Raw genomic sequence first — 15,470 nt, forward strand, 5'->3', positions numbered from 1 at the left:
ACTTCGTTATTCGCTATTCATCATTCGATATTCGATATTGAATTTAAAAAAAAAAAGATTCAATATCGAAAACTGAAAACCGTCTTCTCTTACTATGTTCGAGCACCTTCTTTACGCAACTACTGACGGAGTTTGCCGCATCACCTTAAACCGGCCCGAGGTGCATAATGCCTTGAATCCACCCCTTATCCGGGAAATTACCCGGGCTATAGAAGCCGCGGGAGCCGACGAAAGTGTGCGGGTAGTGGTGCTGACGGGTGCGGGCGACAAGGCTTTTTGTTCCGGCGCTGACCTGAAAGAAGCTGCCGGGCGGTTTCAGGCTCCGGGCGGTTTTTCGATGGGAGAACTACTCCGGACAACGTACCATCCGATGGTGCAGGCCATCCGGAATCTGCCCAAACCGGTGGTTTGCCGCCTGAATGGGGTTGCGGCTGGAGCCGGTTGTTCGCTGGCGCTGGCCTGTGATGTGATCGTGGCCGCCAACGAAGCGTATTTTGCCCTGCTGTTTGTCGGGATCGGCCTGATGCCGGATGCCGGTTCGACCTATTTTCTGCCCCGGATGGTGGGTGCTCAGAAAGCGTTTGAATTGTGTAGCACAGGTCGGAAAGTATTCGGGCCGGAAGCCCTCCAATTGGGACTCGTCACTCGCTCGGTTCCGGCTTCACAACTAGACACTGCTGTAGCCGAAACGGTGGCTTATTATGCTACAGCTCCAACACAGGCCATCGGTTTGATGAAAATTGCCTTAAATCAATCCATGATGTCCGACCTGGCGACCCAGTTGGAGCAAGAAGCTCAGTATCAGAATCAATTGGGTTATTCGGATGACACTGCCGAGGGCATTCAGGCCTTCCTGGAAAAGCGAAAACCGGTTTTTCGGGGAAAATAAGGCAGAATTTTCCAGTTGCTGGTTTGACTCTTAGCAATTTTGTTTTACTTTTGCAGTCCCAACACGGGAAAACGCATTCGTAGCTCAATTGGATAGAGCACCTGACTACGGATCAGGAGGTTTGGGGTTCGAATCCCTACGAGTGCACGAAACAAGCAAAAAACGCCCAATACGCTACGTATTGGGCGTTTTGCGTTTCCTAAAGCCGTTCCGAATTGTTTTCACCCACCTCTCTATTCCTAATTTGATCCGAATGGGAACCACTCAGAACTACGTAAAAAAGATCATTATTAAGGACGACCACGTTAGAAAAGACGGTACATCACCACTGTACATCTATGTGAATGTGGATGGCCAGAAAGACCGAATTCCCCTAAAACTGGCCTGGCCACCCTCCTATTTCGACAAAAAGGCCGGAAAGATTCTTCCCCGAAAAAAAGATGATAAAGACTGTTCCGACTTCCGAATGATCATCGATACGGAAGTGGGGAAGATCAACGACATTTTTAAGGAATACCGCCTGTCGGGAAAAGTTCTGACAATTGCCCAGCTTCTCAAAGACTACAATAACTTCACCTCCAGGAAAGATTTTTTCACCTTCGCCGTAAATGACTGCCTGGAGCGATACAAGCGTAAAAAGATTGAATTAGGCAGCCGGAAGGGCCACATGGCCAGCCTGAACAGCTTGAAAGAGTTCTGGAAACAGGAACAGGCAAAGCAGATTAAAAAAATAAAAAGTGACCAGGTGCCGGATCCTGCATCTAAAGAATTGTACCTCCCCTTCAAAGACGTTACCCCAAAGCTTCTTGAAAATTTCCGGGCCTGGATGAAGGCCGAACGTGGCAACATTCCCAGCACCGTCGAAGGCCACATGAAAAACATCCGGACATACGTAAAGCGGGCGCTGGCGGCCGGGAATGTCTTCGATGATCCCTTTAAGGTGGTAAAAGTAGCCCACCCGGAAACTCACCCCAACGTGTTGACGGAAGAACAGCTTCAGGCTCTCATGGCTATTTTCCGGAGCAATACTACCCCCGAAAGCTGGCAGGTGGTTCTGCGCCATTTTCTGTTCAGTTGCTTTACCGGGCTTCGCATTTCGGACGCAAAAGCCGTGAACCACGAAAACATAAAAGGTGACTGGCTAGTGCTCATGCCTAAAAAAACCATGCGGTTTCAGAAAGTTGTCCGGATCCCACTACACCCGATGGCGCGAACCCTGATCACAACGTCACTAGGTGTTCTTTTTGAAACCTATTCAGAACCCTACACCAATCGTTTGCTGGATAAAATAGGCAAGGCCGCCGAAGTGGATTTTAAGATTACAACCCACACCGCCCGCCATACCTTCGGAACGCTGTTCATCGAATTGGGGGGCGACGTTGTAACCCTGAAAGAATACATGGGACATGCCAACATCCAAACCACAATGAAATACGTTCACCTGAGTGAGAAAAGAAGGAAGGAAAAAATTCACGTCTTTGATAAGCTGTTCAAAACAGCCAAAGAAGATACCCTGGGAGCCGCTTAATATAAATTTTTGCCGTTTTCTAGGTCGTTGGGTTGGTATTACCAGCTTGTGGCTACATTAGGAGCTTAGTTTTTATTTAAAGGATGAATGATCAAGGTGGCCGGGGTTCCTGGCCACCTTATTTTTTCAGCCCACCAAATTAAACTATTAAACACCTTCACTCCTATTTATTTACATTTCTCTCTTTTTATTTACCTTCTACTTTTCCGTAAAAATATAGGAGAATCAGGACCTGGAATCCCAGAAAGATCTGAATTATTTTTTTTTAATTCGGTCATCAAATCCTTTGCCGCTTTATCAGCGGAACTAATTAGTTTATTTGCTAAAAACTCCTTTCCATTATCGGAACTTGCGTAAATAATTACAACATTTTTTGGAAGGTAATCTTCAGCAAATATTGGTTCTTGCCTTTGGTTTATTTGTTTTATTTTGTTTAATTCTGAATCAACGATAAAACCAATTATAGCATCAGAGGGCAAACTTTTCATAGCCGAAATTTTCTTAATAAAGAAAGCCCAAGATATTCTTTCTGGATTGCTTGCATTATCAAGCTCTAATGAAAACACAATTGACATTACGGGATTGTGAAAATACTCATTATTAGTTGTTGAGAATGACAATATACTTAAGCAAGAAACACAAATTTTTTTTTGATCAATTATCAATGAATTTGTATCACATGCAAAAATCATGTTAAATGACTTGATTAATGCATCATTGATATTAATATCAAAACTATTAATATCTACAGTAGTAGAATTCATTATTTTTTCATTCTTCTCTCTGGAATAGCTAGCTATAATATGTATTTTTTCTATGGCTTTTCTGTTCCCATTCTTTACCCCACGTATTTCCAAAAGTCCGCTCTTTTTCGAAAACCTCAGATGCAACTCAGACCCAGGATTAACCTCGAAATTAACCAAATAATTGCGCGGCTTTTTCATATGTTTTATATTGATTAATAATGCTTAATTCTTTTTCCTGCAGCAATTTTCCCTCAATATTTAAACAAAAGTTGACAATTATACAAGTCACACCCGCCACAGTTCCACTTCGGCGGGCGTCACTCGCTGATCCTTCATCAGCGCCAGCTTGATCGATCCCACCAGGTAGTTCACGCCCTTGATGTGAACTTTGTTACGGAAACTGAACGTGGCCAGATCGGCGGGCGTCAGCGCCACCACCTTGTTCAGCCTGAAGGTCGATTCCTTGAACCGTTCAAAGCGCCGATAACCCACATCCACCAGACTGTTAGCCCCGTTCCAGATCAGGCTGCGCGGGCCGCTGGTATGGGTGGCCGTGGGCTTGCCGCCGATTAGCCCGTTCCAGAACAACACCTTCGGCGTTCCCCGGTTCTGGCTATCCTTATTGTTCGGGCTGATCCCCGGCTGGCTGGTTTTGGCCAGGCCGGAAACCGGGTTCTTCAGGTAGGTCGATAACCGGCTCCGGATCGGAAGCACCGATCCGCCTTCGTTGGCCGCCGTTTCCGCCGTGGTGTACTTGTCCATTTCGGCCGGGATCGGTTTCATCAGCGCATCGTTCCCATCCAGTTCATAACCCAATTCCAGGCGGTTAACGGTTTCGGGCGTTTTCGTGTGCGCCTGGCTGGCCTTGCTTGTCCAGTCCAGCAAACAGGGCGCTTTCAGGATTTCTTCCGCGAAACCAATGTCCAGCACCTTCCGCCGTACGTCGAAATCCAGAAACAGATTAAACAGCTTCCGAAGCTCGATCAACAGCCCACCCGCCGTTAGATCCGGAAGATGATTCGCGGGAAAGATCGCCGTGGCTCCATCCAGGGAATACAGGTTCGCCAGCACCAGCCGCGAAAGATCCGGATCGGCCAGGAAATCGCCATGGAAACTCCAGCCCGACTTCTGGCCGAATTGCTCCAGCACCCACCGAAGAAAAAAGTGGGGAACCCGGGCATCGGCCGCATAGGTCGACGTTCCCGAATTGTACTGATTCATAACCCCGCTGAAGGCCTGGTTCCCGTAGAAGCCAGGATTCTCAATGGATGGAAAACAAAACGCATCCGTCAAATGGTTGGCGGCCGCAACGGGCGAAGCCGGAACGGCCATCGGCGCGAAGTTGATTTCCGACAGCATCCGGCCTTGCAGATCCCCGAAAATTTCGCCCAGGTTTTGCGTAAAGTACAGCGTCGTTTCGTTGGCCGCCGATTGCTGAATCTTCACATAGCCCTGTTCGACCACCTGGCTATCGACGTACTTTTCACAGTAGTATCGGCGGTTCGTATAGCCCACCTGCGGATCGTAAAAATAGCCCAGGATTCGGCGGTTCATCGGCGTATCCGGAAGCGTAAAGCTGTTCACCCTGGCCCCTTGTACGGTTTCAAAGTCCAGCAGCGGATTGTATTTCTCCAGCGTGATCTGGGTGCCGGGATTCAGATCCACGGAATACCCTTCAATTCGTATGTCGAACATATTACTTCAGGTTGCTATCGCCAGCCACCACGTTTATCTGATTATTGACATTTACCCACGTTTGTACGCTTAGATCCTTCTGGGCGATCCGGTTCAGATAGCCGTTTGATACGCCGATCGATCCGGCCACATCCCCCAACTTCTGGCGAAGCGTTAAGGCCAGCATGGCGTTCCCGGCCTGTTCGGCTTTGATCAGTTGATCCAGCAGCGCCGAAATCTCTTTCACCAGGTCGGCATGGTGTGCGTTCATCGATAGCCGCATCAAAAACAGGTTCGTCGTCACCGATTTTTGCAGTTCGTCGGATTGCCTGGCCAGCCCGTTCGTAAACGGCCCCGCCAGGTACTTCTGCATTTCGGCCAGCGCCAGTACCATATCTTCCGTGTTGGTGGCGATATCTTCCATCAGCTTTTGGCTTTTGGCGATTTCTTCACTGGTAGCCCCTACGCTTTCCGACACCGAAGCCCCGCTGGCCGTTCCGTTCGGATCTGATCCGTACGAAGCGCCTTCATCACTCCCTTCACCGCCCCCGCCCAGAAAATCATCGGCATTGTAGGAAACCCCGCCATCGGCAAACTTCCGCCAGGTGGGCGCTTTGGGTACATAATCGCCGTACGTTCCGCCATCCCGGAAGATCCGGGCGCCGTTCTTGTGCATACTGGAGTGCAACAGCATATCGATGATCGGGCCGTTATTCTTGCGGGTTTCCCGCGAAAGAATCATAAACGGTTCCCCGCCTTCGGCTTCGCCCACTTCCATCCCGGTCGCCCGATCGACCATCGAAATCCCGGCTTCCCCCGGGCGCGATCCGTGGCGGCCGCCCTGAAGTACACCCGCGTTTTTAAAGTAGCCCGGGCCGATCTTGCCCCCTTTGGCAAAGCTGGGCGGTTTCTGGCTTTTGATCATGGCGATCTGGATTCCGGCCGCCACCGCCGAAGCCGCCACACCGATCAGGCCCAGCGGCCAGCCCATTGTGGCCAGCGATTTCAGGGCCGCCTGGGCCGCGTTGATCAGCGCCATCGTGATCTGAAGCGCCTGATCCCGCTTCCAAGCCTTCAGCTTTTCGGCCTTCGTTTTTTCGTCCGCTTCTTTGGTAATGTCCAGGACTTTCTTTTCGTACTGATCCTTACTGATCACCCCTTTATCATACTGTTCTTTCCAGGACTTTAATTGGGAGTCTTTTTCCTTATCGATCTTCTTAAGCTGGCTTTCCAGGTACTTCTGGTTAAGCTGCATCAGCGTATTGACCACCTGGCCCATTACCTGAAGCGTGTCCTGGCCGTGTTTGGTGAAATCCTGAAGCGCCTTCTGATTCTTCGCCTGTTCATTGGCCAGCTTCTTATTCAGAAGATCCATGAACTTGCTGTAATCGCCCTGCATCAGCCCATCGATGGCCGAAAAAAACTGTTGCTGGTTGGCCAGGCGTTGGGCCGTTTTTTCGGCCGTAAGCGCGGTTTTGGCGGCTTCGTACTGGTTGTCATTCGCCGTAAGCTGGGCCTTCAGCCGGTCATCGATGGCCTTATCAGCGGCCGCCCGTTTGTCGTGATCGGCGATCAGTTCCGCGTTTTTGGCCTTTTCTTCGGCCGCTTCGTTCTGAAGCTTCTGGCGGTTGAAATTGTACTCGGCCGTTAACCGATCCAGCTTCGCCTGGTAAATCGCCTGGGCGTTATTCTTCGCCAGTGAAAGGTTAAGATCGGCATTGGCCACGGCGGCCTGGAATTGCAGATCAAAAAGCTGGCGTTCGCCCGCCAGTTCCTTTTCCCGCTTCTCCTGGTTCTTCTGAGTTTCCTTCTGGCGCTGTTCGTCGTTTTCCTTCTGAATGTCCGACGAAAGCTTTTTATTGATCAGATCCAGGGCTTGGGCCTTCCGGGTTTCGTCGGTGATCGTGCGTTCCACTTCGGCCTTCGCCTGGTTGGCCTGGAAGGTCAGTTCGGCCACTTTCCGCTGGTGTTCATCGGCGATCAGGCTGATCATCAGCTTTTGCTGATTTTCGGCCGCGTCCCGATCTTCCTTCGCCTTCTTATCCCGAAATTCCTTTTCGATGGCCGCCTTCTGGGTTTCGTACGATTTGTCAGCGGCCGTAAATTGCGCCAGCTTCAGCTTGTGATCGGCCTGGCTTTCCTGGATTCGCTGTTTCTCCTGATCGATTTCAAACCGTAGCTGGGCGATCTTGCGTTCTTTTTCGTCGGCAATGGCCGCGATGTTCGCTTTTTTGGTGGCTTCGATGGCGTCCTGGTTGGCTTTCTTCTTTTCGTCGGCCAGCTTCTTTTCGTGATCCCGGCGCTTTTTCTCATCATCCGACAGATAACCCGCGTTATCCTTCGTCATGCCCGCCAGGCCGGTCTTATTGGCCGCCGTGGCATCCTGCGCGGCCTTATCCGCCCCGGTTTTGCTGGTGGCCACCTTCCGATCCGTGTGGGCTTTGTGGTCGGCTTCGATCTTGGTTTGTTCGGATTTGATTTTATCCGAATAGCCCTTCCCGTAGGCTTCGGCAATTTTGGCCCCGCCCGTACTCCAGATTTTAGCCGCCCCGGCGAAGTCCAGATTTTTCAGCGCGTTCCCGAATTGTTGCACCAACGACAAACCGGTTTTCAGGGCTTCCCAGACGCCCGCAATGCCCGCCCGTAGCGGTTGGACGTTGTTGTACAGCAAGGTAAAACCGGCCACCAATAAGGCCACGGCGGCCACCACCGCGCCGATCGGGTTCATGGCCATCGCGGCATTCAGCAGGTTTTGCGCCGTTGTCACCGCCCCGGTAACAATCGCCCGCCCTTTTTCGGCGGCCGCCAGGCGAAGGCTGTTCGCTTCGGCCACGATCGCCTGGGCGTTGAACGTCACCAGCGCCACGGCCAGGGCCGCGAAGGCCACCTTGTTATCGTTGATAAAACCGGGAACCGCCCGAATCGTATTGACAAACGTAAGAAGCGCCTGGCCGCCCCGGATCACAATCGGAATCAACGCCTGGCCAAATTCCACCGACAGGCCTTTTACCTGTTTGCCCATCTTATCCAGTTCGGCGGCCGCGTTGGTGTTTTTCTTGTTGAATTCGTCGGTTAGGCTGGTGCCTTTCTTCATCTCGTCACCGGCCAGCTTTTGATACCTGGTAACAAGATCCGTCTGATCCTTCAGTAAGGACATTACTTTCGTGGCTTCCTGGGATTTGATTCCCATATCCGCCAGGCGCTTCGCCACTTCATCGGCCGGAAGCCCCTTCAGTGATTGGGCCAACTGGAGTAAAAACTGATTCGGGTTCGTGTTGATCAGCTTCTTCATTTCGGCTTCCGAAATACCCAATTGCGTCGCAAACGTGGCCGTGTCTTTGGCCGCCGTAAGCAGGATGTTCGACAGACCGCCCGCACCAATTTCGGCCGATAGGCCCAATTCCTGGAAGGCCGCGCCCAGGCCCATCGTTTCGTTGATTTGCGGGCTTAAATCGCCTAGCTGACCCATTCGGGCCGTAAAGTCCGCCACCACGGGAGCCGTGGCCGAACCGGCCGCGCCCAGAGCGTTCAGGGCCGAACCAATATCGTTAATGGCCTTCCCGGCTTCCAGATCCTTCGTTTCCTTGAATAGCTTCTGAAGCCCGCCGATCGTGCTGGCCACTTCTTCGGCCCCGCCCTGAAACTCATCGCCCAGGGCCACCACGGCCTTATCCACCGATTCGACAAAGCCCAATACTTCGTTTTTGGCGATCCCCAACTGGCCCGCCACTTTGGCGATTTCGGCCAGATCTTCCGTGGCGGTTCGCGTGTCGATTTGATCGATGGCTTCCACCAGGCCTTCCACCTCTTGCTGGCTCATATCGGTCGCTTTCGCAATGTCCGACATGGCATCCGACATCTGGGCGGCCGATGTGATGGATTCCCGCCCGAAGCTGATCACTTCTTCGATGATGTTTTCCAGGCTGAAGGCGGCAAACGTACCGGCGAAGGCTTCCTTCATCCGATCCATCGCTGAAGTACTGTTATCGATCGGCGTCCGAAGCGCGTCCATTTCGTCCTTCACCTGGCGAATCCGGGTATCCACCTGATCGACTTCCTTCATTTTGTCGATCCAGGCATCCGATCCCACTTTCAGATCCCGAAGTTCGGCGTTCAGTTGGCGGGAACGTACATTCAATTCCCGCATCGACGCATCCGATAGATCGATGGCGCTGGTAAACTCTTTGATCTCGGCTTTCAGATCGGCCTGAAGAACCTTCAGTTCCTTCCAGGCTTCGGATCCTTCTTCGCCCGCCTGTTTCATCCGGCGAAGTTCCCGGTTCACTTCGGCGGCCGCTTCCTGAAGTTCTTTCAGGGTGGCATCGCCTTCGTCCCCGTCGATTAGAAGTTTAATTCTACTGACTTCAAAATCATTCATGGCTCTAAATGAAAAATGCTTTCAGCGAACTTCGCCGAAAGCATTTTCTGAACATAGGACGCCATTCCAAGCAACTGCCTTATTTGTCATCTAAGATGAGGGAGTGAACGTATTAGGTATGCTATCATAGCGTTCATCAAAAGTCCAAGGGAAATCAAAATATTGGAGACAGGTGACCTTCCACCACGGGCCGTTAGACTTTTGTTGTTTTGCTAAACCTATCCAAAATTGTTTTTTAGCTTGATACTTCCTAAGTAAGCTATACGTCTCTAAAATATAATTTAATTTAGCAGTAGGAACATCATAGGTAACAAATGTCACACCTACTACCTCGAATGAATTTGTAAGTGATGTAATCCCTATCACTTCTTTTTTATATTTTTTATTAAATGCCTCATTTATTCGCTTAATCAACCTTTCTCGAGTCTCAGGCATAATGTTTAATAAATGCTCATTAATCACCGAAAAGCCTGGATTTCTATCATCTTCAATATGCTTAATTAAATTAAGCCACTCTTCTTCAACTAGTAAAGTAGGCTTTACTCCACCACGCAAATAATATTCATCAAATTTAATTAAATAATCAGGATCAACACCAATATGAGTAACATCCTCTCCAATAGTATTTGGTTTTTTAAGGCTTCCCTGTTCCAAATACCATCCAAAAGGAGTAAGCTCATCTTGAAAAAAGAAAACTTCTTCCATTTGTGATCTTATCCTCTCTTTAATATAATGTAAGAATACTGATGGTGACGAAGGTAGTATTGACGTAATTGTATCAAGGTCATAAATTGACATTGCCAACGGATACTCGTTATTCTGAAAAAACCCAAAAGCCTTTAAATTTTTTATTCTAGCAGACAAAACACCTAGCGGCTCCAAAGTCAAACTAATAAATATATATTCTGTAGTCTGATTTGATTCGGGATTACTTGAAAATGCAACCTCTTTTGAGTCACGGTATTTAAATATAACATTTTTGCCATTATCTACAAAACTCCTAACTTTTACACATTGTTGATATGATTCTTCGTATATTTTTTTTAGTGTGTTCTTGAAAGCTTTTTCAGCTCCCCTGCGAGCTGCACTATTAAAAGATCCAGATTTTGCCTGGACTACAATTAATTTATTGTCAAATGGAATCAGTATATCGGCTTCTTCAATATTTCCATTGAATTCATAGATGATGTTTTTAAAAACACTTGATTTAGGAAATATGCGCAAAAAAAACTCTTCAGCTTTATCTTCTACAAAATAGGCTTTAGACTTTTGGTATCGGTCCCAGATCCTAGTTGGCGGAACTGCCAATTTCTCAGACTCAAACAATTTTTCAAAACAATATGGCAATGAGGATATAATATCAGATGGAGCCGGACAGAAATATACATCATCCCAATTTATAAAGGGCTTGTAAAATAATACATTATCAATTAACAATTCACTACCAATCGGCTGGTCACCTACTTTACAACTATAAGCATGAAGATATTTTTCTACATAAGCCTCATCAATACTAATAAAAATATCACTCTTCTTTAGCTCATCAATTGTAAACCAAAGAAGATCGTTAGAAGAAGACGCTAATAAATATCTAAAATAAAAGTCAAAATATTCACCTTCATCTTCTTGAGATTTGTTATTGACTGTGTCCAAAAAATATTCATCAGACTGAGGATTAGATACAAATTGCTGAATTTTAGAGAACCAGCTTGCATCTTTATTATGAAAATTAATTTTTTCTAAAATATATTCACTAATCGCTTTGCCAATATTCAAAAATAAATTTGGAGACAGACCCGATTTCTTCACAAATAATTCAGAAATACGATTATCTAAGAATTCTACGTATTTTTCTGTTTGATATGGGTAACGATCAGGATTTATAGGCCTTATCATTTTCATACTCTGTAAATGACTATGTAATAATTGCTTTTTTTCATCATAGTCATCTTCAACAAGGCCCAGAAATGGACTAATTTTAATTAGATAACTCGAACTTAACTTTATAAGTGTATACAAATCATTAGCCTTTATATTAGGCTTATCATTTTTAGACTCTCCTTGCAATACTAAACCACTAACCAAATGAATTATTGGCATTTCTCTTAAATTATACACAGCAGATCGCTCATATATATCTTCGCCCTCTTTAATATAAAAGGCTAGTCTAGTAAGCATGGAAAGCAAGTTCAATTCATTTACTGAAGATATAATCTTCTGAATTTCTACCAATATGGATTCGCTTTCAATTAGGTTAACCCTTTTAATTTCCTTCCAGTCTTTGTTAAAAGAGGATTCAACAGGCTCGTCGTTCATGCTGGTAACTTTAGTTTTTAATTTTTCTTCCATCTTTTGACAAACAAATCAATGATTTCGCAAACAACCGCATTGAAATTACTTCAAACTGAAGCTTTCTATACAGAAAAGGTATAATATGAGTTTAAAAGACTTCAATTAATTTCTCACAACAACTAAAATATAAAAAATTTAGTCATCTACTCCTTCCTCAATCTTCCTTGCCAAATACGGCGCGATCAGTTCCGAATAGCGGCTACTGAGTTGCTTTTGCGCCTGGCGGATCATCGCCATTTTTCCGCTGTTGTACCAGGTTCCCCGGTAGCCCCGCCGAACCGATGGCACCTTTCGGCGGCCGATCGAGATGGCCCAGGCGATTCGCCTGGCGGCATTGTTCACCGTGGGAACCGCCCGCCCTTTGTAGCCCAGCACATAGGCGAAGCGATCCAGTCCAACCTTTTCCACAAAGAATTCCATCGCATCGATCGGCGGCATGTGCGCCCCGTACCGAAGCTGGGCCATATCCTTAAACCGGCCGTACTGGCGGAAATCGATTTCAATGGCCAGGGTGGTCGCCGTACGAAGGATGTGATACTGGAAATCCCGCTTCAGTTGATCGGTTAGAACTATCCCGTATTGCTGGATATAGTCCTGAAAGCGTTTGATGGCGTCCCTGGCGATTTCTTCCACCAGGTCGGCCAGATCGTCGTAAATCTCGTTTAGCTCCATCGCCTATACGTAACCGCCATGGGTATACTCCAGATAAACCCGATCCCCGGAATTTCCGTCGAACTGAACTTCCGGCGTTGGCGTGAAAAACAGTTTCTTCCCCGCCCCGGCATTGTACGGTAGTTGCCAGCTTGCCCGAAGAACCCCGTTCACGTACACCTTCACAAAGCCAAAACCGCCTTCCGCATTCTTTAAAAGGAACTTCCATTTGGAAACATCATCCTGAAGCGGCAAATCCAGATCATTCGTATTGATCGGATAGATGTTCGGGCCGGGCGGGCTTCCCCACATATTACCGGCCTTCGGCGTTCCGTCGTAGTAGATGTAAAACGCCGTTGGGTTGTTGGCCCGGTAGTGGAAATGTCCAGCCGGAACGCTCCAGAAATAGTTTTCCGGGCCGGATACACAGCTTCCAAACTCATCGGCGTAGGCCTGGGTATTCAGCCGCGCCCAGGCGTCGGCGGCCTTCGCGTCGGCGTCCTCCTGACTGACTTCCGATCCGTAGGTACCGGCCGGAATCGTGATCGTGGCCGGGCCGCCGTACTGGCCAGCCGGGCAGGTCTGGCGGATAAACGTCCCGGACTTCTGGATCTGAACGTTTTCAAAAGGTGGCGTCGCACAGGCCGCCGATTCAACGGGCGGAATGTAGCCTTCCGTTCCCGGAACGTTCGCCTTCAGCAGCACACCCACCACCGGCTTATCATCGTCCAGAAAATACTTCTCCAGTACCGACACCTGAAGCATCCCGGTTCGTTTGCCGTCGGCATCGATCCCACAGGCCCAGGCCTTCGGCCGCCAGCCGGTCGGGCGTTTGGACAGGGCCGATTCAGCCGGAAGCCGGGAAAAATTGCGGTTTGGGTTGCTGAACTGGAAGGCCAGCGTTCGGCCGATCACTTCTTCATCATCCAGCTTCGGCACCAGCTTATCATCCATCGGCAGCAGCGGCACCAGCGCCCGATCCGTGGCCAGGAACACTTCCTTCGACAGTTGCAGTTCTTCCAGATACCGAACCCCTTCCGGCGAAAGAAAACCGGTCGCCATCACCAGTTCCCGAACGCCAGTAACCGAATTGATCACCCGTTCGGAATAGCTCGGCAGAAACTCCCAGCCGTTGTATCGTTCCGACACCTGGCGCGAAAACTTCAGCGATTCTTCCGCCTGGCCGGTTAACGCCAGCGTATCGAAACCGCCCAGGCTGTTCGCAAACAGCACGAAGCGGACGTTCCGCCGATAAAGCTGTTCCAGCCGGTATTCCCGGATCTCGCTGATCCGTTCGCCGTTTTCATTCTCCAGCCAAACCGCGTACTGAATCACTTCTTTAGCCTTCACATCCAGGCCCAGGGCTTTCGGGCCGCTGGGAACACAGTAGACCGTGAACGGGAAAACGTTCGACAGTTCGGCCGAAGCCAGGGTTTCCGTGGTATAATCCCGGTAGACCACCTCACAGATTCGCCGAATCTTGCCGGGCGTTGGCGTGAAATTGGTAAAGAAGTACAGGAATTCGGGCTGATCCGGATGGATGGTTTTCGGATTGGCCGCCCAGGTCAGAAACCGCCGATCCGGGCCGATAAACTCCTTGAAGAACTGATCCTTATACTGCGAATAGTCGACCTCCGATATACCGGCTTTGATGGCGTACTGAACCGGCTGGTTTTCCGTGTAGATCACCACGCCATCGTTTTCGATCGTCAAAACACAGTAATACGGCAGCACCAGCCGATCGGCCACCGAAATCCGGGTCTGGCCGAATTCGGGTGCGGTTCGCTCCAGTAAGGGATCGATCTGGTTCTGGATCTCAAAGAAAGCGCCCTGGTACAACAAACCCGATCCGGCCGAAACGGGCGGCTGTTCGGCGGCTTCCAGGCGAACCAGCGGCTTAAAGGTTCCGGCCAGATAATATTCCGGGATCATGATGGTACAGTAATACCGAAGATCCCCGCGATCGGGATAAAGATCCGGATCGGCCGCTTCGATGTTCACCACGATCGGATTCATCGATAAACGGGCTTGCAGAAAGTTTTGAGTAGCTACCAGGTGGTTCATTTGAATAGGCGCGTATTGATGTTCAGATCCAGCGAAACTTCCATCCGAAACCCGTAATGGGAATCAATCCATAACTGATTTACGGATTCGATTTTCAGCGAATTCAGATCGAAATGAATCAGGGCGCGGTTATTGTCGACCATCAGCTTTCCCATCAGATCCGTCAGGGTGGCCAGGCTGGCCGCGTAAGCGTCGATCTGGGCTTGCTGATCATCTAAGGGCGCTTGGAGCAGAACCGAAATCCCGGTAATGTACTGAAGGCACAGGTGGCCAGCGCCGTTATCCTTCGGCTGCAAAACCGGTTGTTCCAGCCAGCAAAAGGGATAATCGAAATCCGGCAGCGAACGGGCGTATTCGATCCCTTTTTCCACCGATCCGAAGCAAAAGAACTTAATATCCGGGCGGGCTTCGGCCCAGGCCTGGAAGTAGTCGATATACGATTTTAAATCGCCGATGATCATACGAACTTCGTTTTTGCTCGAAGATCAGCAGCCACCCCGTTTCCCGGTAGGACACAAAAAAGCCAGGCTGAAGATTCGCCTGGCCTAATGAAATTTAATCCAACTCTTTTTGCCTTTTCTTAATAGCAGTTTGAACCTGTTTAGGAAGAGTTTCTAAAATCTTAGAAACCTTCGCTTCAAAAAGTTTAATAAATCCATCTTTTGTCCATTGAAAAGCAACAGCCGCGTAGGATACATCATCATCCGTTATTTCAATATCATAAAACGTTCTAGGATGTGTCAGTTTATTGCGTGTATGTTTAGCTTTTAAAAAGTATCTATATTGCTTTCCGGAGCAATCTAAATAATTTATATTCAGACCCCATATCTTCTTTGCAAGCTTGAAAGTCCCTTTCAGATTGTCTTGAATTTGGATCATTATCCCCTCTTTAGTACCATCAGATTTTATTCTTTCCTCGTTAAGAAACTCAACATCTTTTTCACTCAGAGCTTTTTTATATCGATTCTTTCTAACATCAGATTTTATCTCAAATTTAATAATCTGAACGCTTGCTTCTATATAGGTAAAAACGTTTCTAATCGCAATTCTTCTAAGAAATTGTGATTCCTGATCAGAAGCTAAAAGTTCAAATGCTTTATTGGCATCTTCAATTATGGCTGTTAGTAAGTCATAGGTTCTTACAAATCCTTCGCCCTTTGATGTATTTGGACTAGAGGCCATTCTAAA

General features: G+C 48.4%; 10 protein-coding genes and 1 tRNA gene. 3 read left to right on the plus strand and 8 right to left on the minus strand.

Annotation, left to right across the window (positions count from 1 at the left end; all coding sequences use genetic code 11):
• The first annotated feature begins 94 nt into the window (after positions 1-94).
• From ACO2Q8_RS16530 to ACO2Q8_RS16540, 3 genes are all read left to right on the plus strand, one after another.
• On the plus strand, positions 95-889 hold the full coding sequence (locus ACO2Q8_RS16530; RefSeq protein WP_423345949.1) for an enoyl-CoA hydratase/isomerase family protein: 795 nt from the start codon (positions 95-97) through the stop codon (positions 887-889).
• 73 nt (positions 890-962) lie between these two features.
• Positions 963-1,036 (plus strand) — tRNA-Arg (locus ACO2Q8_RS16535).
• A 106-nt stretch (positions 1,037-1,142) separates the two neighbouring features.
• Entirely contained in the window at positions 1,143-2,417 is a 1,275-nt protein-coding gene (locus ACO2Q8_RS16540; protein WP_423345950.1) for a tyrosine-type recombinase/integrase, read from the plus strand.
• 191 nt (positions 2,418-2,608) lie between these two features.
• Here the strand turns inward: ACO2Q8_RS16540 and ACO2Q8_RS16545 are convergent, their stop codons facing one another.
• From ACO2Q8_RS16545 to ACO2Q8_RS16580, 8 genes are all read right to left on the minus strand, one after another.
• Positions 2,609-3,361 carry a hypothetical protein gene (locus tag ACO2Q8_RS16545; protein ID WP_423345951.1) on the minus strand — a complete coding sequence of 251 codons (753 nt, stop codon included), beginning with the start codon at positions 3,359-3,361 and terminating at the stop codon, positions 2,609-2,611.
• Positions 3,362-3,448: 87 nt separating this feature from the next.
• Positions 3,449-4,858, minus strand: coding sequence for a hypothetical protein (locus ACO2Q8_RS16550; protein ID WP_423345952.1), 1,410 nt, complete (start codon positions 4,856-4,858; stop codon positions 3,449-3,451).
• 1 nt (position 4,859) lies between these two features.
• Positions 4,860-9,215: a phage tail tape measure protein gene (locus ACO2Q8_RS16555; RefSeq protein ID WP_423345953.1), complete on the minus strand. Its 4,356-nt coding sequence runs from the start codon at positions 9,213-9,215 to the stop codon at positions 4,860-4,862.
• Between the two features lie 90 nt (positions 9,216-9,305).
• A complete protein-coding gene (locus ACO2Q8_RS16560) occupies positions 9,306-11,564 on the minus strand; it encodes a hypothetical protein (protein ID WP_423345954.1) in 2,259 nt (752 codons plus the stop codon).
• Between the two features lie 138 nt (positions 11,565-11,702).
• Positions 11,703-12,239, minus strand: a complete 537-nt coding sequence (locus tag ACO2Q8_RS16565; RefSeq protein ID WP_423345955.1) for a hypothetical protein — start codon at positions 12,237-12,239, stop codon at positions 11,703-11,705.
• A gap of 3 nt (positions 12,240-12,242) precedes the next feature.
• Positions 12,243-14,282 carry a DUF5977 domain-containing protein gene (locus ACO2Q8_RS16570; protein ID WP_423345956.1) on the minus strand — a complete coding sequence of 680 codons (2,040 nt, stop codon included), beginning with the start codon at positions 14,280-14,282 and terminating at the stop codon, positions 12,243-12,245.
• Positions 14,279-14,743: a hypothetical protein gene (locus tag ACO2Q8_RS16575; protein WP_423345957.1), complete on the minus strand. Its 465-nt coding sequence runs from the start codon at positions 14,741-14,743 to the stop codon at positions 14,279-14,281. Before ACO2Q8_RS16575 ends, ACO2Q8_RS16570 begins: the two co-directional genes overlap by 4 nt.
• A 94-nt stretch (positions 14,744-14,837) precedes the next feature.
• Entirely contained in the window at positions 14,838-15,464 is a 627-nt protein-coding gene (locus ACO2Q8_RS16580; RefSeq protein WP_423345958.1) for a hypothetical protein, read from the minus strand.
• Positions 15,465-15,470: the final 6 nt, after the last annotated feature.

The organism is Larkinella sp. VNQ87 (assembly GCF_049445795.1).
GTDB lineage: Bacteria > Bacteroidota > Bacteroidia > Cytophagales > Spirosomataceae > Larkinella.

What these genes read in the sequence shown, in the direction of transcription:
- ACO2Q8_RS16530 (WP_423345949.1), top strand. Translation starts at nt 95, where the DNA reads ATGTTCGAGCACCTTCTTTACGCAACTACTGACGGAGTTTGCCGCATC.
- ACO2Q8_RS16540 (WP_423345950.1), top strand. Translation starts at nt 1,143, where the DNA reads ATGGGAACCACTCAGAACTACGTAAAAAAGATCATTATTAAGGACGAC.
- ACO2Q8_RS16545 (WP_423345951.1), bottom strand. Translation starts at nt 3,361, where the DNA reads ATGAAAAAGCCGCGCAATTATTTGGTTAATTTCGAGGTTAATCCTGGG.
- ACO2Q8_RS16550 (WP_423345952.1), bottom strand. Translation starts at nt 4,858, where the DNA reads ATGTTCGACATACGAATTGAAGGGTATTCCGTGGATCTGAATCCCGGC.
- ACO2Q8_RS16555 (WP_423345953.1), bottom strand. Translation starts at nt 9,215, where the DNA reads ATGAATGATTTTGAAGTCAGTAGAATTAAACTTCTAATCGACGGGGAC.
- ACO2Q8_RS16560 (WP_423345954.1), bottom strand. Translation starts at nt 11,564, where the DNA reads ATGGAAGAAAAATTAAAAACTAAAGTTACCAGCATGAACGACGAGCCT.
- ACO2Q8_RS16565 (WP_423345955.1), bottom strand. Translation starts at nt 12,239, where the DNA reads ATGGAGCTAAACGAGATTTACGACGATCTGGCCGACCTGGTGGAAGAA.
- ACO2Q8_RS16570 (WP_423345956.1), bottom strand. Translation starts at nt 14,282, where the DNA reads ATGAACCACCTGGTAGCTACTCAAAACTTTCTGCAAGCCCGTTTATCG.
- ACO2Q8_RS16575 (WP_423345957.1), bottom strand. Translation starts at nt 14,743, where the DNA reads ATGATCATCGGCGATTTAAAATCGTATATCGACTACTTCCAGGCCTGG.
- ACO2Q8_RS16580 (WP_423345958.1), bottom strand. Translation starts at nt 15,464, where the DNA reads ATGGCCTCTAGTCCAAATACATCAAAGGGCGAAGGATTTGTAAGAACC.